Below are 20,772 nucleotides of genomic sequence, written 5' to 3'. Positions count from 1 at the left end.
TTTCCTCCCCTGTGCAACCTTTCCAGATCTTGTGCGTCTAGGACGGTGAACCAGAGAAAAGGGGGAGTATCGATGCGTATCAAAAAGTACGGTTACGCGTTCTTGCTTATGATGATGGCGATTGCGCTATTTCTCGGAGGGTGCTCAACAGGAAGCGGAGACATGAACTCGGCATCTTCAACGGCGAACAGCGGCGCGGCCGTAACCGAACAATCCTCGGATGCCAAGGCGGCCGTCAATTCGGAGAGCGCGGCAAGCTCTGCCCAAGCGCCGGCTGCAGCGGTAGGCGGCGAAGCGGGCGGCGGTTCTATTGGAGAGATTGCCGCAGACGGCACGGGAACGGGCTTGAATCAAAAACTGATTTACAAAGCGAATTTAACGATAGAAGCCGTAGATTATGATAAGGCCGCAACGGCGCTTCGCAACACGATCCACCAGTCAGGCGGATATATTTTGCAATTCCAGGATGGTCAATACGACGGGGAGAAGAGCTCAACCTATACCATCAAAGTGCCGGCGGCAGGCTTTATGGATTTTATTGACCGCCTTGCCGGTATCGAGCATAAGAAATTTGAGCGGCAGATCAGCGGAACGGATGTAACCGAAGAGTATGTGGACCTGCAGTCGCGGCTGAAAGCGCAGCAGGTGGTGGAGGAAAGGCTGCTTGCTTTTATGGATAAGGCGACAAAAGCGGATGATCTGGTGAAATTTTCGGAGCAGCTTGCGACGGTTCAGGAAAATATCGAGCGGTTGAAGGGCCGCATCCGCTACCTGGATAACAACGTTTCTTATTCTACGGTTGAGCTCAGGCTGTATCAGCCAAACGCGAAGTCGGATACATTGTCGGTGGAAGACGGTCTTGGCGATAAAATGTCTAAAGCGCTGCAAGACAGCGTAAACGCCATGATCACCGTCCTGCAGGGACTGCTTATCTTTGTTGCCGGTGCATTGCCGATTCTGCTTCTGCTTGTTATTGTTGGTCTTCCGGTATACTGGCTGCGTGGCAAATTCCGCTCCAAGCCGAAATATCAAGCTCCGCCAAGGCACCCTGCAGCCCCTCCTGTCAAAGAAGAGGAGAAGGAAGAAGATCCGAATCAGCCTAACGGTTAATCATATAAATTATTTTTCAAAAATCCTGCTCACTGAGCAGGATTTTTATTTTAGGTGGCGAACTACTCTATCTTAGTGGGGAAATGTGGTGCGAAGTGGAGGATATGGGGGAAGGAGTGGGGCGCATCTCATGTTTATGGGTGAATATCAACATACCATTGATGAGAAGGGCCGCATCATCATTCCTTCAAAGTTCCGGGAATCACTCGGTACCAGCTTTATCGCAACCCGCGGATTGGATAACTGCTTGTTTGTTTACCCTATGAGCGAGTGGAGCGTGCTGGAGCAAAAGCTGAAGTCACTGCCTCTCATGAAGTCGGATGCCCGCGCGTTTACCCGGTTTTTCTTTTCCGGGGCAACGGAATGCGAGCTCGACAAACAGGGAAGGGTAAACATACCAGCCCACCTTCGCGAATATGCGAAGCTGGATAAGGATTGTATGGTGCTTGGCGTTTCGAGCCGCGTGGAGATTTGGAGCAAATCCACGTGGGAAGGCTATTATGAGCAATCCGAGCAGGCGTTCAACGAAATCGCGGAGAAATTGGTCGATTTCGACTTCAACTTCTAGAGTAAACAACAGGAATGGGAGGATGTTAGCGTGTTTCAGCATATTACAGTGCTATTGGAAGAGGCGGTTGACGGACTGGCGATCAAGCCAGGCGGCATATACGTCGACTGTACGCTTGGCGGCGCAGGTCATAGTGAAAGAATTGTGTCCCGGCTGAGCGGTGGAGGGCGTTTGATCGCATTTGACCAGGATGATGCTGCGCTGGATAACGCACGCGTAAGGCTTGCTCCCTATATGGATAGAGTAACGCTAGTCAAGAGCAATTTTCGTTATTTGGAAGAAATGCTTCTCACGTGTGATGTTCCAACGGTAGACGGTGTCCCTCAGGTCGACGGTATATTGTTCGATCTTGGCGTTTCCAGTCCCCAACTGGACGAGGCGGAGCGCGGCTTCAGCTACAACCATGATGCTCCTCTTGACATGAGGATGGATCAAGGAGGAGCCTTAACGGCTTATGATATCGTAAACAGCTGGGAAGAACGGGAGATTTCCCGGATTCTGCATGTGTACGGGGAAGAGAAATTCGCTAGATCGATCGCACGTAAAATTGTCCAGGCCCGCGAGAATGCGCCGATTGAAACAACCGGTGAACTGGCTGAACTGGTCAAAGCCGGCATTCCGGCTGCAGCAAGACGAACTGGCGGTCATCCGGCCAAGCGTTCCTTCCAGGCCCTTCGGATTGCCGTGAATGACGAGCTCGGCGCCGAGGAAGATGCATTGGAACAAGCAGTGAAATGCATTAGTCCAGGCGGCAGAATATCCGTTATTACTTTCCATTCGTTAGAGGATCGCATCTGCAAGCAATTATTTGCGAGTTATGTTGAAAAATGCACTTGTCCGCCGGATTTCCCGAAATGCGTGTGCGGCGGCACAGGAAAGCTTCGGTTAGTGAACCGCAAGCCGATTGTTCCGACAGAGCAGGAACTTGAAGTTAACCCTCGCTCTCGCTCGGCCAAGCTGCGTGTCGCAGAAAAATTGTAGGTTAGAGGGGGTTCTTTCATTGGCTTATATCAACGGCAATTTGGCCATGCAGCCAAAGCGTAAGCCGGATCAGCGGACGGTCGTCCGCGAGACGAAACGGATTGTTGTGAAGCGCAAGTCGATTCCGGTTCAAGAGAAGCTGCTGTACATGTTTACGGTCGTTTTTTGCGTAATCGTACTTGGGGTCATTGTCAATCAATACGCGAAAAACTATGATATGCGCGTCCAAATCAAGCAAATGAAGACGCAATACGCAACGATGAACATTGATATGAAAGAGCTGCAGAAGCAAGTAGAAATGCTTAACGATCCGGAGAGGATCCGCAAAATGGCAGAAACGCAAGGCATGGCGAGCACTGAACAGCCGGACATCATGGTAAATACACAATCCGCCAAGACGGAATAGGTGACGCATATGGTGAAACGAATTAAACTTCGTACGTTGTTGTTTGGAGGGATAATGACCCTCCTTTTTGTTGTTCTAATCGGCAGAATCTATTGGGTGCAGGTGGTCAAAGGAGACTTTTGGTACGATAAGGCCAAGACAAGATGGGCGGCTGAAGAGAAGCTCTTAGCGAAGAGGGGGTCTATAACAGACAGAGACGGCAATATGCTCGCCATGGACTCCATCGCTTATGATATCGCGGTTAACCCTAAAGTGATCCATTCCTTGAATATAGCCGACGAAGTAGCAGCGGGATTACATACTTTGCTGGGCAAGCCGGAAGACGATCTGCTCAAGATCGTGACGGCGCAAAAGGATAACGGCGACTACTATCAGCAGCGCGAGATTCACGAGGAAGGCTGGAAGATCGACAAGGAGCTTGCCGACAAGGTGGTTAAGTTCCGGCAGGGTCTTTACGACAAATACAAGACGAAAGACGTCGGCATCTATTTGTTTGAAGATCAGAAGCGGTACTACCCTCGTCATTCCATGGCTTCGCAGCTGCTCGGTTACGTGACGAAGGAAGGCCAGGCAGCCTCGGGGATTGAGTCGTTCTATAACGATAAACTGAAAGGCGAAGACGGGGAGCTCAAGTACGAAAAAGACGGCAAACGCGTCCAGCTTGCGGGAGGCCAAGTCGAATACAAACCGGCGAAAGACGGTCAGGATATTGCTCTTACGATCGACATGGACATTCAGAATTACGTCGAGAAAGCACTCGAGGACATCAATCAGAAGTATCATCCAAAAAGTATTACCGCCATTGCGGCAGATCCGAATACGATGGATATTCTGGCCATGGCCAATTATCCGACGTTTGATCCAAATGCATATTGGAATATGAACTATGAGAATGCCTATAACCACTCGATCAAATCCTTGTACGAGCCTGGTTCCACGTTCAAGATTGTAACACTTGCTGCCGCCGTACAGGAAGGGATCTTTAACCCGAACGCCACTTATAAGTCCGGTTATATCTCGGTACCGGGCGCTCCGGTAAAAGACATTAACAAAGTCGGCTGGGGGACCATTACCTATCTGGAAGGCTTGAAGCGCTCCAGTAACGTTGCGTTTGTTAAGCTCGGCTGGGAGCAGCTTGGCGGCGTAAAGCTTATGGATTATATCAACCGGTTCGGGTTCGGCCAAAAAACGGGTATCGAGCTTGGCGGTGAAGCATCGGGCGCAATCAATGTGAACTTATCCATTCCTTCCGACATTGCCCGCGCTTCATTTGGTCAAGGCAAGGTACAAGTGACCGCCATTCAGCAGATTGCGGCAGTTGCCGCCGTTGCGAACGGCGGCAAGCTGATGGAACCGCATATTGTAAAACAGATTTATGATCCTAACACGAAGACAACCGTAAAGACGCAGCCTAAGGTTGTAAGACAGGTCATTTCGCAGCAAGCCTCGAAGAAGGTGGGCGAATACTTGGAACAGGTTGTATCGGACCAAGAGATCGGTACCGGCCGCAATGCCTATATCGAAGGCTATAGGGTAGCGGGCAAGACGGGTACGGCGCAAAAGGTCATTAACGGAAAATATTCGCAAGACAAGTTCGTCGTATCGTTTATCGGCTACGCACCCGTCGAGAATCCGAAGATTGTCCTTTATATCGTCGTTGACGAGCCGAACGATCCGAAAGCCGGCGGCGGCGCCGTTGCGGCCCCTGCGTTCAAGGATATTGTTTACAAGAGCTTAAAGCATATGGGCATTGCGCCGGATATTAAAGTCACCGAGAATGGGAAGAAAGAAGTAACGGTTTCCGTGCCGAAGCTTGAAAGCCTGACGGTATCCCAGGCAAAAACGCAATTGAAATCGCGCGGCTTGAACGTTGAGGTAGTCGGCGGCGGAACAAAAGTCATCCAGCAAGTGCCTGCATCCGGGGCCTCCGTTCATCCGGCCCAGAAGGTATACTTGATTACGGAACAGCGGGACAAGCTGAAAATCCCGGATATGACGGGTATTTCATTGCGTGACGCACTCGAAATCGCTTCTGTGCTGAACATCCGCGTAACGGTTAAGGGGGAAGGCTACGTGGTCTCCCAGAAACAGGTGACGAAAAACGGCGAACGTCTCGTTGAGCTCACGCTCTCGCCGCAGACGGACCCGGCGAACAGTCAGGCCGATTCTTCAGACACGGAGGATGGCAACGCAAATACGGCCAACGGGACGAATACGGCAGACGATCAGAAAGTCGATACGGCCAATACGCAATAATTAATCGATAGCTTGTTCTATCCCCCACTTGTCCCTCATAGGTTGGGAATGAGCGTCAGCGTACGCTCAGCCGAAGGATGAGGCGTAAGGGGGAACAAGGATGAAGGTATCAAATGTAACGTTGCGTCGCCGGCTGTTTATTGTGCTATTAATCAGCGTGACAGCTTTTGCGGGGCTGATTTTCCGGCTTGCTTACGTTCAGTTGTGGCAGGGCGAGAAGTTGTCCGCCCAAGCGGAAGATAACTGGCGGCGCGAAATTCCTTATAAGGCGAAGCGCGGCGATATTCTGGACCGCAACGGGACCAAGCTGGCTTATGACGTGAGCACGCCAACCGTGCTGGCTATTCCCGTGCAAATTCCGGACAAACAGGCAACGGCGGCCAAGCTTGCGCCTTATTTGGACATGACGGAGGAAACGCTGGTCAAGCTTCTCTCCAAGAAAACAAGTATTGTAGAGTTAAAGCCCGGCGGGAAACGAATGACGCTGGATAAGGCGCAGCAGGTAAGAAACCTGCATCTTAACGGCGTTGTCGTCGCAGAGGATAATAACCGCTATTACCCGTACGGAAGCCTCGCCGCGCATTTGCTGGGCTTCACGGGAGTGGATAAAGGGCTAACAGGCGTGGAAGCCAAATATAATGATATGCTGAAGGGGATTGACGGCAACGTCTCTTATTTGTCTACGGCATCGGGCAAAACAATGCCGAATTCCACGGATACCTATCAGGCGCCGCAGCAAGGCTTATCACTGGAATTAACGATCGACAAGCAGATTCAGGCGGTCATGGAGCGGGAACTCGATCAGGCAATGACGGCGCTCCAGCCGGACGATATTATTGCGATAGCGATGAATCCGAACACGGGAGAAATTCTCGGGATGGCCAGCCGGCCAACCTATGAGCCTGCCAATTACAGGGAATTCCCAAGCGAGATCTATAACCGGAATCTTCCGATCTGGATGACGTACGAGCCGGGTTCGACGTTTAAGATTATTACTCTTGCAGCAGCGATCGAAGAGAAAAAGGTAGACCTCAAGAACGAAACCTTCTTTGATCCTGGCGCCGTCGAGATCGGCGGAGCCAGGCTGCGCTGCTGGAAGAAAGGCGGTCACGGAAGCCAAACCTTCCTCGAGGTCGTGCAAAATTCCTGCAACCCGGGATTTGTAAACCTTGGTAATCGGCTTGGCAAAGAGAAGCTTTTCGATTATATTAAAAACTTCGGATTTGGTTCAAAAACAGGCATTGATATTCCTGGAGAAGCAAACGGCATCTTGTTCAAGCTGGATAAGGTTGGTCCCGTCGAGCTTGCGACTACCGCTTTCGGTCAAGGCGTATCGGTAACGCCGATTCAACAGATTGCTGCCGTATCGGCCGCAATCAACGGTGGTACCTTGTACAAACCTCATGTAACCAAGGCATGGATTAATCCGCAAACCGGCGAGACGGTGCAGCGAATTGAGCCCGAGGCTGTCCGCAAGGTCATTTCGGACGATACGTCGAAGCAGGTGCGCGAAGCGCTTGAAAGCGTCGTAGCGCTCGGGACGGGCGGCAATGCGTTTATCGACGGTTACAGAGTGGGAGGCAAAACAGGTACCGCGCAAAAAGTAATCAACGGACGTTATTCTCCGAATGAGCATATCGTATCCTTTGTCGGCTTTGCTCCTGCCGATAAGCCGGAGATCGTCATCTATGTGGCGGTAGACAATCCGCAGGGCATTCAGTTCGGCGGCGTCGTGGCGGCCCCTATCGTACGCAATATTATGGAGGATGCCCTTACGATCCTGCAGGTACCCCCTCGCGACAAGCAGATCAACAAGAAATATAAGCTTGGCGAGACGCCGATCGTTACGGTTCCTAATCTGGTAGGAAAATCGGTATCGGACATTTACGAGGATATGAACATGAATTTCAATTTGACCTCGGCCGGTTCGGGCAATACGGTCATCCGCCAGGCTCCGGCAGTTGGCGCGAGGGTAGAGAAAGGTTCCACGATACGTATTTATTTGGGCGATGAGGATGATATAGCGGATTCTCATTGACTTACATAGTCAAGGAAGATGATATTCTTTATTTTCCTTGACTAACCATAGTCAAGGAAGATGATATTCTTCATTTTCCTTGACTATAATGAGGGATAACGACCAGCATACGGGAGGAAAACAACATGCGATTAAGCGAATTGGCAGAACTGCTTATTACGGCGAGGCTAACAGGAGCAGGCGATACGGAAATAGCGGGGATCGAGACGGATTCCCGCAAAGTAGAGCCGGGACAGTTATTCATCTGTCTGCCGGGTCATACGGTTGACGGTCATGCTTACGCGCCTCAAGCGGCAGCCAGAGGCGCAGTCGCATTCGTCGTCGAACGTGAGCTGGAGCTGGAAGCTCCTCAATTGATCGTGAAGGACAGCCGGCTGGCAATGGCAATATTGGCCGATCATTTCTACGGTCATCCCAGCAAGGCTCTTCAATTGATTGGGGTAACGGGGACGAATGGCAAGACGACTACGACTTATTTGATCGAACGGATTTTAAACGATAACGACAGAAGCTCCGGTGTAATCGGCACGGTAGAAATGCGATATGCGGGAAAATCGTTCCCGATGTCGGGCACTACGCCAGAAGCGCTTCAGCTGCAGCAATATTTGTCTGACATGCGTAAGGAGGGTACGGCGTATTGCGCGATTGAAGTCTCCTCGCATGCTCTGGAGCAGGGACGCGTGAAGGGCTGCCGGTTCCGTACGGCGGTCTTTACGAACCTGACCCAGGATCATCTGGACTACCACGGAACGATGGAGAAGTATGCGGCGGCAAAAGGGCTGTTCTTCTCCCGTCTCGGCAATGAATACGCGGCAAATGCCGAAGATCGCGCTTATGCGGTTCTGAATGCGGATGATCCCGTATCCGAGCAATTCGCCAAGCTGACTGCAGCCGAGGTCATTACTTACGGCATTGACAACCATGCTGATGTCCGGGCTTCGAATATCCGGATTTCCGCGCAGGGTACAACGTTCCGCGTAAGCACGTTCCGCGGCGAGACGGATATTGCTCTGCAGATGGTCGGCAAGTTTAACGTCTATAATGCGCTGGCAGCCCTCTCGGCAGCTCTCATTGAAGGCGTTGCGCTTGAGCGGATCAAGGCAAGTCTTGAAGCGGTTCCCGGCGTGCCGGGCCGTGTCGAATCCGTGCAGGCAGGGCAGGAGTTCGCCGTTGTTGTGGACTATGCGCATACGCCTGACGGTCTGGAGAATGTGCTTCTCGCGGTGAAGGAGCTGGCTCCGCCCCGGATCATCTGCGTATTTGGCTGCGGCGGCGACCGCGACCGGACGAAACGTCCGATTATGGGCTCGATTGCCGCCCGTTACGCGGATTACGTGCTTGTCACCTCCGATAACCCGAGAACGGAGGATCCGGACCTTATTCTGAAGGATATTGAAGCCGGCCTCCTCGAGGACGGAGTAACCTCCGACCGTTACGAACTGATGGTTGACCGCCGTGCCGCGATTGAAAAAGCGGTTGAAATGGCAAGCCCGGGAGATGTAGTATTGATTGCGGGGAAAGGTCATGAAACGTATCAAATTATAGGAAGCGTTACGCATCCTTTTGACGACCGTTTAGTGGCGAAAGAAGCGATAAGGGGATTATTACATTGATCAATCGTACATTGGAGCAAGTCGCCGACATGTGCGGCGCAAGAGCTTATAAAGGCGAGCCCGTCCGGATTGCCGGCGTCAGCACGGACACGCGCAGCATTCAGCCGGGTCAGCTGTTCGTTCCGCTTGTCGGAGAAAACTTTGACGGTCACAACTATGTCGCTCAAGCGCTTGAGCAGGGAGCGGCCGCTTCGTTGTGGGAAACGAAGCGCGAAGTGCCGGAGGAACTGGCGGGCGCACCTCTGCTGTTTGTGAGAGACACGCTGAAGGCGCTGCAGCAGCTGGCAACTTCCTACCGGGAAGAGCTGTATGTCCGCGTCATCGGCATTACCGGCAGCAACGGCAAAACAACAACCAAAGACATGGTTGCCGCCGTTCTTGGAACAGCTTATAAAGTTCACAAGACCGCTGGCAATCTGAATAATCATATCGGCCTGCCTCTCACCGTCCTTCAGCTTGATGAGGAAACGGATGCGGCGGTCCTCGAGATGGGCATGAGCGGCTTTGGGGAGATTGAGCTGCTTACGAATATTGCCCGTCCAGACATTGCGGTTATTACGAATATCGGCGATGCGCATCTGCTTCAGCTCGGCTCCCGCGAAGGGATTGCCAAGGCAAAGCTGGAGATTGCGCAAGGGCTTCATTCGGGCGGCATTCTTCTTTATAACGGCGATGAGCCTCTGCTGGCGGCAGAGCTTGCGAGAATGAGCTTGCCGGAAGGCACGCAGCTTCAGACTTTCGGCCTTGGAGAAACGAACGATTGGTCGGCAGCCGATATCGAGGTAGGGGCTGTATCCTCAACCTTTGCCGTTAAGCGTAAAGGGCTGGATACGTCGTCCTCGCCATACACCATTCCGGTTCCCGGCCAGCATAACGTCAGCAACGCGCTTGCGGCCATTGCGATTGGACGACGGTTCGGCATTTCGGAGGAAAATATCCGGGGTGGGCTGATTGGTCTTGAACTGACGGGCATGAGGATACAGCCGGTGAAGGCCTATAACGGCGCGATGATTCTCAATGACGCGTATAACGCCAATCCGACCGCCGTGCGCGCAGCAATCGATCTTGTCGGCCAGTTGACCGGATTCCGGCGCAAATGGATTGTTCTTGGCGATATGCGGGAGCTTGGTCCGGAGGAAGAATCGCTTCATTTCGAGACGGGAGCTTATATTACGCCGGACAAGGCTGATGCGGTCATTACGTTTGGACCCTTGTCGGAGCATACGTCAGCAGGAGCTTTGTCGCAATTCCCGGCGGAAGCTAAGGGAACGGCGATTGTACATTTTGATGATAAAGGGAAGCTTGGAGAATGGTTGAAAGAGCATGTAGAGCCGCAGGATCTTGTCCTGGTCAAAGGCTCGCGCGGCGTGCGCATGGAACAGATTGTCCAAACTTTGGAAGCGGGGTGAGATAGATAATGGACACGATGGTCATCTTATTTTCATTAGGTGCATCATTCTTAATAGCGGTTCTGCTTGGACCATTGTTCATTCCGCTTCTCCGGCGCATGAAGTTTGGACAGCAAATCCGGACCGACGGTCCGCAAAGCCACTTGAAGAAAAGCGGCACCCCAACAATGGGCGGCATTATCATTATGCTTGCGCTGCTAATCGCCTTTTTGAAATTTTCGGATAAGACCCCTGATTTTTGGGTGCTGTTTACGGCTTCATTAGGTTTTGGACTTGTTGGATTTCTTGATGATTATATTAAAATCGTATTTAAACGTTCGCTTGGCCTCACGGCGCGCCAGAAGCTGTTCGGTCAGCTGTTGTTCTCCATCATCGTATGCGCGGAGCTGTACAATATGAATCACAGCACGATGATCACGGTACCGGGTACTTCCTGGGGCTTTGATCTTGGCTGGTTCTATTATCCGTTTGTCGTGATCATCCTGTTCGGGGCGAGCAACGCGGTAAACTTTACGGATGGCCTGGACGGCCTTTTGTCGGGTACCAGCGCAATTGCCTTTGGCGCCTTTACCATTCTAGCGCTTCAAGTATCCGAGCATGAATCGGCTATTTTCTCCGCGGCAATGGTTGGCGCGGTGCTTGGTTTCCTGATCTTCAACGCCCATCCGGCAAAAGTATTTATGGGAGATACCGGCTCGCTTGGTATTGGGGGCGGCATCGCGGCCGTCGCGATATTGACCAAGATGGAGCTTATGCTCGTCATTGTAGGCGGCGTGTTTGTACTGGAAATGCTTTCGGTTATTCTGCAGGTTGGATCGTTTAAGCTCCGCGGCAAGCGGATTTTCAAGATGAGTCCCATTCACCATCACTTCGAATTGAGCGGGTGGTCCGAATGGCGCGTCGTAACGACGTTCTGGTCGGTAGGCCTGCTGCTTGCCGTAGTCGGACTTCTTCTTGCCCTATAAGGTATAATGACAATAGTATGGCGGATCTCTTGCCGGCTTCCATGGAAGTCTGGTAAGAGGCCAGACTATACATAACGAAGACTACTAAGCGGCTAGCTCCGCTTCTTATACAAAGGAGTTGTACTTATGAACCATCCGGCGACTTATCGGGGCCGCCGCGTCGTTGTATTAGGACTTGCCAGAAGCGGCGTGAGCGTAGCAAAAGTGTTCCATGCTCTTGGAGCGGAAGTAATTGTAAACGATAAAAAAGAACGAGAACTATGCCCCGAAGCGGATGAATTAACTGCTTTGGGCATTTCTGTGCTATGCGGTTATCATCCGGACGATCTTGTTACAAGCGAAACGGCGTTGCTGGTGAAAAACCCGGGCATCCCGTACACGGCAAGTCCCGTTCAGCAGGCAGAGACGCATGGCGTGGAGATTGTGACGGAGGTCGAGGTCGCTTATTGGCTGTCGGCGGCTCCGATTATCGGTATTACCGGCTCAAACGGTAAAACAACAACAACGACCTGGATCGGCGAGCTGCTTGGCGGTGCGGGCTTCAATCCCATCGTGGCGGGCAATATCGGCATACCGCTCTGCGAAGCGGCAGCCGAAGCGACAAAAGACAATTGGATTGTGGCGGAGCTGAGCAGCTTCCAGCTAAAAGGAACTTCCGCGTTCCGTCCGCGTGTAGCCCTGTTGCTTAATGTTGTGGAGACGCATTTGGACTATCATGGCGGAATGGAGGATTACGTCGCTTCGAAGGCGAAGCTATTCGCCAATCAGACGGCGGACGATATTGCCGTTCTGAACTGGGATGATGCGACCTGCCGGGCGATTGCCGACCGGCTTGCCGCAAAAGTTCTGCCGTTCTCGCTTTATGTGCGGCTGGACAAAGGGCTTGGCATCGAACCGCCGTTTGAGCGCGGCAAGGATTCCGATGCGGACCATATGATCGTATGGCGCAAGGAAGACGGTACCGAACAGACGATTTTGCCGGTTTCGGAGCTGGGCATTCCGGGCCGCCACAACACCGCAAACGCGCTGGCGGCTATTGCGGCCTGCCTCGCAGCGGGAGTTGCGCCCGAAGCGATGTTGCCTGTCTTGAAAGGGTTCAGGGGCGTAGAGCACCGTCTTGAATACGCGGGAGAAGTGAGCGGCGTCAAATATTACAACGATTCCAAGGCGACAAATCCAACGGCAACCACCATGTCTGTCGGATCCTTGAGCGCGCCTATTATTCTTATTGCCGGCGGTCTTGACCGCGGCTCCGACTATATGGAGCTTCTTCCGGTATTCCGGGACCGGCTGAAAGGACTCGTAACGCTGGGCCAAACAAGAGGGAAGCTGGCGAAGGTGGCGGAGCTTGCAGGTTTAACGAATGTCCGAATGGTCGAACCTGAGGAGGACGCCGAGTCCACTTTGCGGAGGGCCGTACGGGAGGCAGCCGGACTTGCGGAGCCCGGAGACATTGTTTTGTTGTCGCCCGCCTGCGCAAGTTGGGATATGTTTGCATCCTTTGAGGATCGAGGACGCATTTTTAAAGAATCGGCGCATACCTTGTAAGTAGGGGGCTTGTCCCTACTTTACGCTAAACAAGAGGTGTGTTTGCTATGGCCAAAGCCAGGTCCGCCCCGGACGTTTGGATGATCGTATCGATTGCGCTTATCCTTACGATTGGATTAGTAATGGTATACAGCGCGAGCGCAGTGCTCGCTTTCCATGAATTCGGCGATAAATTCTATTACGTGAAGCGCCAACTTATATTTGCCGTACTTGGCGTTGGTGCGTTACTATTTACGATGAACGCGAATTATCTCATATGGAAAAATTGGGCGAAGGCGGCTCTGCTTATTTGCTTCGTTCTGCTTATAATCGTACTTATCCCCGGTATCGGCGTCGTGCGCGGCGGTGCCCGAAGCTGGCTTGGCATCAGCTCCTTTGGCATACAGCCTTCCGAGTTTATGAAGCTGGCGATGATCCTGTTCCTGGCCAAATGGCTGTCAGACAAGCAGCAGACCATTACCCATTTTACGAAAGGCCTGCTTCCGCCCCTTGGTCTGGTTGGACTAGCCTTTGGCCTCATTATGCTGCAGCCGGATTTGGGGTCCGGCGCCGTTATGGTAGGAGCTGCGCTTATTCTCATTTTCGCGGCTGGCGCAAGAGTCAGCCATCTGGCCTTGCTTGGATCAAGCGGGCTGCTTGGACTTATAGCGCTGGTTATTGCCGAACCTTATAGGATGAAGAGGATTACAGGCTTCCTCGATCCTTGGGCGGACCCGCTTGGTACAGGCTATCAAATCATTCAATCCCTATACGCGATAGGGCCAGGCGGCCTCGTAGGGCTTGGGCTTGGCATGAGCCGCCAGAAATTCAGCTATTTGCCGGAGCCTCAGACGGATTTTATATTTTCCATTATATCCGAGGAGCTTGGCTTTATAGGCGGATCCGCGCTTATTATCCTGTTCACGATCCTCGTCTGGAGAGGGGTCCGGACCGCGATATCGGCTCCCGACACATTCGGCAGCCTGCTTGCGGTAGGGATTACGGGGATCATAGGCGTTCAGGTGCTAATCAATATAGGTGTCGTTATCGGCGCAATGCCGGTAACCGGGATTACGCTGCCGCTGATCAGTTACGGCGGATCGTCATTGACACTGCTGCTTACCGCTCTTGGCATTTTGCTCAATATATCCCGTTATTCAAGATGACGAAGGAAGACATATTGGCTTAAATGGCCGGCATGGCGCCGCCTTTCGAGGTGGCCGCCTGACGTCCATTTTTGTGTTTACGGGCGGCCTAGGCGATTGTCACATTCGGAATGGAGAGGGCATAAGATACTCTATAAATCGTGACCGTCGCCCTGCTCGGGCCGTTTGTCACAAACGCTGAGGCGGTTAGCACCGGTTGCTGGCAGCCGAAAGCGGAGCCTGATTCTCTCAACAAGAAGCTATAAGGAGGTTCGACAACATGGAAACATATATTGCGGAATTGGAACAAGCAGGTCTCGGTCAGATCCTGTACAATGAGCCGCTTGCTAAACATACGACCTGGAAAATCGGCGGACCCGCTGACGTTCTGTTTATCCCACACGGCAAAGATCAGCTCGTGTCGGCCATCCGCCTGCTTCATAAGCATGGCGTACCGTGGACGAATCTCGGACGCGGCTCCAATATGCTGGTGAGCGACAAAGGAATCCGCGGCGTTGTGATCAAAACGCGCGAAGGGCTGGATTATGCGCGCTTTGAAGGAACGCTCGTTCATGCGGGCGCATCGTTCTCGTTCGTAAAGTTATCAAGAATGTCAGGCAGGGAAGGGCTTACCGGTCTCGAATTCGCGGGGGGAATTCCGGGGACGGTAGGCGGAGCTGTCTATATGAACGCAGGCGCGCATGGTTCCGATGTGTCACGTATTTTTAGATCAGCTGAGATTGTGCTGGAGACAGGTGAATTGGTTCGATTCGACCGAGAGGCGATGCAATTCTCTTACCGCCACTCTATCCTTCACGAAAAGAAGGGCGTTGTCGTAGAAGCTACGTTCGAGCTTGCGGAAGGAGACCGCAATGAAATTTCGGCAACACTCGCTGCTTATCAAGAACGGCGGTTACGCACGCAGCCGCTGCAGCTCGCATGCGCAGGCAGCGTGTTCCGCAATCCGCCCAATGATTTTGCCGCTAGGCTCATTCAGGAGGCGGGCTTAAAGGGCGTTCGATTCGGAGGAGCTGAAGTTTCGGAGCTTCACGCCAATTTCATAGTAAACAGAGGGCAAGCGACAGCTGAAGATGTTCTCACCCTCATGACTCACATCCAGGGTACGATTGCAGACCGCTACGGCGTTCAACTGGTACCGGAAGTATTGGTGGTGGGTGAGCGGTAATTCGGAGGTGATACATTGGACAAATTGGTGATTGAAGGCGGGAAACCTCTCTCAGGATCCATTGTTATCCAAGGAGCGAAAAATGCCGCTTTGCCAATATTGGCAGCCTGTATGCTTGCGGAAGGCACGTCAACCATTGAACATGTGCCTAGGCTGCTTGATATCGACGTAATGCTTAACATTTTGCGCGAACTAGGATGCCGCGCTGAGCATGTGGGGGATACAGTTATTCTGAATACGGAAACTGCTCACACCTCGCATGTGCCGGAATCGTTAATGGGACAGATGCGCTCGTCTATCTTTTTGATGGGGCCGTTATTAGCTAGATTTGGAGAAACGCAGGTGTATCAGCCTGGCGGCTGCGCAATCGGCGAGAGAAAAATCGATTTGCATTTGGAAGGTCTTCAAGCTCTCGGCGCAGAAATTGAGGAGATCGGCAACCGGATCATCTGCCGTGCAGATAAGCTGTACGGGGCTGATATCCATCTGGCCTTCCCAAGCGTCGGGGCAACGGAGAACATTATGATGGCAGCCGTGCTTGCCGAAGGTCGGACAACGATCAGTAACGCAGCGCGCGAGCCGGAGATTCAGGATTTACAGAAGTTTCTGAACGCGATGGGCGCAAAAATCATGGGTGCCGGAACGGATACGATTACGATCGAAGGGGTACAGTCGCTAACGCCTTGCACGTATACAGTCATTCCGGACCGCATTGTTGCCGGCACCATCATGGTGGCCGCAGCCGCAACCCGAGGGCAGGTCACGTTATTAAATACGAATCCGGCGCATTTATCTTCGCTTATCCATGTGCTCCGCCGGGCAGGTGTTCAAATCGCGGTTGACGGTGATATAATCAAAGTGGGCTGCCCGGGGCGGCCAAGAGCAGTGGAAAGGGTCGTCACGGCCCCGTATCCTGCCTTCCCGACCGATCTTCAGTCGCAGGTGATGGTACTGCTTGCGCTGGCGGACGGAGTCAGCATATTGAAAGAAACGATCTTCGAGGGACGTCTGAAGCATGTGGATGAATTATCCCGCATGGGCGCCGATATCCGCGTCGATCTCAACTCGGCATTTATCCGAGGCGTACCGCGTCTGTACGGCGCAACGGTGGAAGCTACCGACCTGAGGGCGGGCGCGGCGCTTGTCATTGCCGGCTTGGCCGCGCAAGGCAAGACGATTGTGGAGCAAATCCATCATATTGACCGAGGTTATGATTGCATTGAAACGATGTTAAGCCGACTCGGCGCGCGCATTTCGCGTTATTCTCCCGTGCCGAAGAATTAACCGGGGATGACTCGAATCGCAGCTGGCTAGAAACGACCGGCCCTGCCACCAAGGAGGTCCGGATGTTTTTTTAGAAGGAAGGGACAAGTTATGAGCGAGCTAGTGCCTGTATTAAAAGAGCCCGAGCGAAAGAGAAAGGGCAGCCGCAAACTGCTGGCCGTTCTTTTTTTGTTGTTTGTTATTCTCTTATCTGTATTATTTTTCAACTCATCAATTAGCAAGATTACGACGATAACAATAGAAGGCGCGCAATATACTTCCAAAAGCGATATTCAAGCGGCGGCAGGCATTACTGCAGGGGACGCTTATTTTGGCGTATCTGAAACCAAGTCGGAGAAGCATATCGTCAAAGCCTTGAAGCCGATCGAGGAGGCGAGCGTTTCCAAGTCCTTCCCCGGTAATGTCAAAATTACGGTAAAAGAGTTTCCCGTTGTCGCGTTCGAACTGTCAGCAAGCGGCGAAATGACCGCAATTATGTCGAATGGAACCAACGTTTCGGCATTAAGCGACGAATTTCTGATGGACAAGCCCGTTCTCTCCGGATGGAAGCCCGATGATCCCAACCGGGCGGAATTGACGAAGCAGCTCGGCAAAATCTCGGAAAAGCAGCTGTCCGACTTGTCGGAGATTATTCCTGATCCTTCTAAGGCTTATCCGGATCGGATTAAGATCTATACCAGGACCAAGTTTGAGGTCGTCACGGCGGTATCCTTGCTGCCGGAGAAGATCGAAGCGCTAAATGCGGTTATCGAGACGCAGGAGCCGGGAAAGATTACGATGCTGCTCGCGGACACTTATGTTCCGTTTAATAGTAATGCTTCAGAAAATATGGAATCTGATCAAAAAGAGACTACTCAATAGATAGAAACAATGGTAGAATTTTATTCACGGATTTAAAGTATTTTCATAGGACTAACAAGCATTCATAAGGATTCATAACATAAGAGCTCAGAACCGCGACATTAGGGAAATGAAAATTTTGTTGAAAAAAGAGGGAATATATCAAAGGCGTTGAATATGTAGAAGGACGAATGTTTATAACCCTATTCTTGTGTGTATTTTATCAGTTGAAACGGGAGGTGCCGCGGGTTGAGCAGTAACGACATCATCGTCAGTTTGGACATCGGTACATCCAAAGTTCGTGCTATTATTGGTGAAGTGAACAACGGAACCATTAATATTATTGGAGTTGGATCTGCCGACTCAGAGGGTATTCGCAAGGGAGCTATTGTAGATATTGACCAAACCGTGCAGTCGATTCGCAGTGCGATTGAGCATGCGGAAAGAATGGTTGGCATTCAAATATCAGACGTCTATGTTGGGATTCAAGGGAATCACATAGCACTTCAGACGAATCGTGGCGTAGTTGCAGTATCCAATGAGGACCGTGAAATAGGAGAGGAAGATATCGAACGCGTAATTCAAGCGGCCAAGGTAGTCGCGCTTCCTCCCGAAAGAGAAATTATTAATCTAGTGCCTAAGCAGTTTTTGGTTGACGGCTTGGAAGGAATATCCGACCCTCGTGGAATGATCGGCGTACGGCTAGAGGTTGAGGCGACCATTGTAACGGGGGCAAAGACGGCTATACATAATTTAATGCGCTGCGTAGAAAAGGCCGGACTTCGGATTTCTGGTGTAATCCTGATGTCGCTTGCTTCAGGCGTCATGTCGCTGACGAAAGACGAGAAGACCATCGGAACCGTGCTGACGGATATCGGAGCAGGCTCTACAACCATTACGATCTACGAGCAGGGCAGCCTCGCTGCGATTTCGACTTTGCCTATCGGCGGCGAGTACGTAACGAACGATATTGCTTACGGACTCCGGACGCAGTCTGAGCAAGCCGAGAAGATCAAGCTGAAGTATGGCTGTGCTTTTGTAAGCGATGCGGCTGACGATGCGAGGTTTAAAGTGACTCGCATGGGAAGCAATGTAGAAAAAGAGTTTTCCCAGGTTGATCTGGCAAGCATTATCGAGCCGCGCATGCAGGAGATATTCCATCTTGTCCGTCAAGAGGTGCGCAGGCTTGGTTATGGGGATAAAGTGAACGGATACGTACTGACTGGAGGTTCTGTTACGATGCCGGGTACACTGGCACTTGCGCAAGCGGAGCTGGAGTCATCTGTTCGTATCGCATCGCCGGATTATATCGGCGTGCGCGACCCTGCTTACAGCAGCGGGGTAGGAATGATCCAATACGTGTCGAAATATATGGGAGTACGGGGAGCAGCAGCAAGTACAGGGAAGAAAACGGCAAGCCGCAAGTCGGGTACCACCGCTTCATCCAAACCCGGTATGTTCGAACGGTTGAAAAATATGTTTAGCGAATTTATTTGATCGGGGGAAAATGGAAGATGTTGGAATTCGATTTGGATCTGGAGCAACTCGCTCAAATAAAAGTAATTGGTGTTGGCGGCGGCGGCAGCAACGCGGTTAATCGAATGATCGAAAACGGCGTTAAAGGCGTCGATTTCATAACTGTTAATACGGATGCGCAAGCTTTGCATCTGGCAAAGTCCGAGCATAAGCTGCAAATCGGCGATAAGCTGACTCGCGGTCTTGGCGCCGGCGCAAATCCGGAAGTGGGCAAGAAAGCGGCAGAAGAGTCGAGAGAGCTGGTTATGCAGCAATTGAAAGGCTCGGATATGGTATTCGTTACAGCCGGCATGGGCGGCGGTACGGGTACCGGTGCAGCTCCGGTTATTGCCGAGATTGCCCGCGAATGCGGCGCTCTGACAGTCGGCGTAGTAACGCGTCCGTTCACCTTCGAAGGCCGCAAACGCGCCGCGCAAGCGGAGCTTGGCATCGAAGCGTTGAAGGAAAAAGTAGATACGCTGATCGTTATCCCGAATGACCGTTTGCTTGAGATTGTGGACAAGAAGACCCCAATGCTGGAAGCGTTCCGCGAGGCGGACAACGTGCTTCGCCAAGCGGTTCAAGGTATCTCGGACTTGATCCAGGTACCTGGTCTGATCAACCTTGACTTTGCCGACGTGAAGACGATTATGACGGAGCGCGGCTCGGCGCTGATGGGTATCGGTATCGCTACAGGCGAGAACCGTGCTGCGGAAGCGGCGAAAAAAGCGATCATGAGCCCGCTGCTCGAGACGTCCATCGATGGCGCCCGCGGCGTTATCATGAACATCACAGGCGGCAGCAACCTGTCCCTGTATGAAGTCAACGAAGCAGCAGAGATTGTTATCTCGGCATCCGATCCGGAAGTTAATATGATCTTTGGTGCGATTATCGACGAAGACCTGAAAGACGAAATCAAGGTTACGGTTATTGCAACCGGCTTCGAAACCAGGCCTTCAGCGGCATCCCGCCGAGTAGCGCAGCCGCAAGCCGAGCCGGAAGCGCGCCAGACGACGCAATCCGCGTCGTCTCCGCAGCAGCAGGCTTCCCCTGTGAAGCCGTTTGGCGCATCGACTTCGAGCGACCAGCTCGAAATCCCTGCGTTCCTGCGCAACCGCCGCAACGACCGCTAATCTTTGTACGCCTGACCGGTGAGCCGGTCAGGCGTTTTTGTTTGCGTGTGAGGATGTTACCGCACAGGCTGGACATTGTAAGCTCCAAAGGCGGCTAACAGCACGAGAAAGTAACCGCCATGGCTGCTGTAAGCTTCGAAGGAAGCTTACAGCAGCCAATCGAGCCCATCATAGCCCGAATGCCCGCTGTAAGCTCCAAAGGAGGCTAACAGCACGAGAAAGTGACCAATATGCCGTGCTGTAAGCTTCGAAGGAAGTCTACAGAGTCTAATCGAGCCCACTAAAGCCCCCGAATGACCGCTGTAAGCTCCATAAGAGGCTAACAGCACGAGAAAGTAACCATCATGGCTGCTGTAAGCTTGAAAGGAAGCTTACAGAGTCCAATCGAGCCCATCATAGCCCGAATGCCCGCTGTAAGCTCCAAAGGAGGCTAACAGCACAAGAAAGTGACCAATATGCCGTGCTGTAAGCTTGAAAGGAAGCTTACAGAGTCTAATCGAGCCCACCATAACACCGTAAGCCCCGCTGTAAGCTCCAAAGGAGGCTAACAGCACAAGAAAGTGACCAATATGCCGTGCTGTAAGCTTCAAAGGAAGCTTACAGAGTCCAATCGAGTCCACCATAGCCCCGAATGCCACGCTGTAAGCTCCAAAGGAGGCTAACAGCACAAGAAAGTGACCAATATGCCGTGCTGTAAGCTTCAAAGGAAGCTTACAGAGTCCAATCGAGCCCACCATATCCGCGAATGCCCGCTGTAAGCTCCATAGGAGGCTTACCTTGTCCAATCCAGCTCCTC

Annotated in this window: 16 protein-coding genes; all 16 read left to right on the top strand. The window is 52.2% G+C overall.

The window, feature by feature from the left end; translation table 11 throughout:
• Window positions 1-72 precede the first annotated feature (72 nt).
• The 16 genes from WFK81_RS10545 (at window position 73) to ftsZ (ending at window position 19,976) form a co-directional block, all read left to right on the top strand.
• Window positions 73-1,110, top strand: coding sequence for a DUF4349 domain-containing protein (locus WFK81_RS10545; protein ID WP_336786343.1), 1,038 nt, complete (start codon window positions 73-75; stop codon window positions 1,108-1,110).
• Window positions 1,111-1,240: 130 nt separating this feature from the next.
• Entirely contained in the window at window positions 1,241-1,678 is a 438-nt protein-coding gene (mraZ, locus tag WFK81_RS10540; protein ID WP_132306296.1) for a division/cell wall cluster transcriptional repressor MraZ, read from the top strand.
• 30 nt (window positions 1,679-1,708) lie between these two features.
• Complete coding sequence (gene rsmH / locus WFK81_RS10535; RefSeq protein WP_336786342.1) at window positions 1,709-2,659, top strand: 16S rRNA (cytosine(1402)-N(4))-methyltransferase RsmH; 951 nt, start codon at window positions 1,709-1,711, stop codon at window positions 2,657-2,659.
• Window positions 2,660-2,678: 19 nt separating this feature from the next.
• Window positions 2,679-3,065 carry a cell division protein FtsL gene (gene ftsL, locus WFK81_RS10530; RefSeq protein ID WP_336786341.1) on the top strand — a complete coding sequence of 129 codons (387 nt, stop codon included), beginning with the start codon at window positions 2,679-2,681 and terminating at the stop codon, window positions 3,063-3,065.
• Window positions 3,066-3,074: 9 nt separating this feature from the next.
• A complete protein-coding gene (locus WFK81_RS10525; RefSeq protein ID WP_336786340.1) occupies window positions 3,075-5,321 on the top strand; it encodes a penicillin-binding transpeptidase domain-containing protein in 2,247 nt (748 codons plus the stop codon).
• A 100-nt stretch (window positions 5,322-5,421) separates the two neighbouring features.
• Window positions 5,422-7,359: a stage V sporulation protein D gene (locus WFK81_RS10520; RefSeq protein ID WP_336786339.1), complete on the top strand. Its 1,938-nt coding sequence runs from the start codon at window positions 5,422-5,424 to the stop codon at window positions 7,357-7,359.
• Between the two features lie 125 nt (window positions 7,360-7,484).
• A complete protein-coding gene (locus WFK81_RS10515) occupies window positions 7,485-8,972 on the top strand; it encodes a UDP-N-acetylmuramoyl-L-alanyl-D-glutamate--2,6-diaminopimelate ligase (RefSeq protein ID WP_336786338.1) in 1,488 nt (495 codons plus the stop codon).
• The gene (locus WFK81_RS10510; RefSeq protein ID WP_336786337.1) at window positions 8,969-10,381 is read left to right on the top strand and encodes a UDP-N-acetylmuramoyl-tripeptide--D-alanyl-D-alanine ligase; all 1,413 of its coding nucleotides are present in this window, start codon (window positions 8,969-8,971) and stop codon (window positions 10,379-10,381) included. The genes WFK81_RS10515 and WFK81_RS10510 overlap by 4 nt, the downstream gene beginning before the upstream one ends.
• Before the next feature lie 8 nt (window positions 10,382-10,389).
• A complete protein-coding gene (gene mraY, locus WFK81_RS10505; RefSeq protein WP_336786336.1) occupies window positions 10,390-11,346 on the top strand; it encodes a phospho-N-acetylmuramoyl-pentapeptide-transferase in 957 nt (318 codons plus the stop codon).
• 126 nt (window positions 11,347-11,472) lie between these two features.
• On the top strand, window positions 11,473-12,894 hold the full coding sequence (murD, locus tag WFK81_RS10500) for a UDP-N-acetylmuramoyl-L-alanine--D-glutamate ligase (protein WP_336786335.1): 1,422 nt from the start codon (window positions 11,473-11,475) through the stop codon (window positions 12,892-12,894).
• A gap of 47 nt (window positions 12,895-12,941) precedes the next feature.
• On the top strand, window positions 12,942-14,039 hold the full coding sequence (spoVE, locus tag WFK81_RS10495; RefSeq protein ID WP_336786334.1) for a stage V sporulation protein E: 1,098 nt from the start codon (window positions 12,942-12,944) through the stop codon (window positions 14,037-14,039).
• A 259-nt stretch (window positions 14,040-14,298) separates the two neighbouring features.
• A complete protein-coding gene (murB, locus tag WFK81_RS10490; protein ID WP_336786333.1) occupies window positions 14,299-15,204 on the top strand; it encodes a UDP-N-acetylmuramate dehydrogenase in 906 nt (301 codons plus the stop codon).
• 15 nt (window positions 15,205-15,219) lie between these two features.
• On the top strand, window positions 15,220-16,488 hold the full coding sequence (gene murA, locus WFK81_RS10485) for a UDP-N-acetylglucosamine 1-carboxyvinyltransferase (protein ID WP_336786332.1): 1,269 nt from the start codon (window positions 15,220-15,222) through the stop codon (window positions 16,486-16,488).
• A gap of 90 nt (window positions 16,489-16,578) precedes the next feature.
• Window positions 16,579-17,349 (top strand): cell division protein FtsQ/DivIB, encoded by a 771-nt coding sequence (locus WFK81_RS10480; RefSeq protein WP_336786331.1) that lies wholly within the window; start codon window positions 16,579-16,581, stop codon window positions 17,347-17,349.
• 228 nt (window positions 17,350-17,577) lie between these two features.
• Window positions 17,578-18,825, top strand: coding sequence for a cell division protein FtsA (gene ftsA, locus WFK81_RS10475; RefSeq protein ID WP_336786330.1), 1,248 nt, complete (start codon window positions 17,578-17,580; stop codon window positions 18,823-18,825).
• Between the two features lie 17 nt (window positions 18,826-18,842).
• A complete protein-coding gene (gene ftsZ, locus WFK81_RS10470; RefSeq protein WP_336786329.1) occupies window positions 18,843-19,976 on the top strand; it encodes a cell division protein FtsZ in 1,134 nt (377 codons plus the stop codon).
• Window positions 19,977-20,772: the final 796 nt, after the last annotated feature.

This window comes from Paenibacillus sp. MMO-177 (genome assembly GCF_037147795.1).
Classification (GTDB): domain Bacteria; phylum Bacillota; class Bacilli; order Paenibacillales; family Paenibacillaceae; genus Pristimantibacillus.
This window is presented reverse-complemented; position numbering and strand designations above follow the sequence as displayed.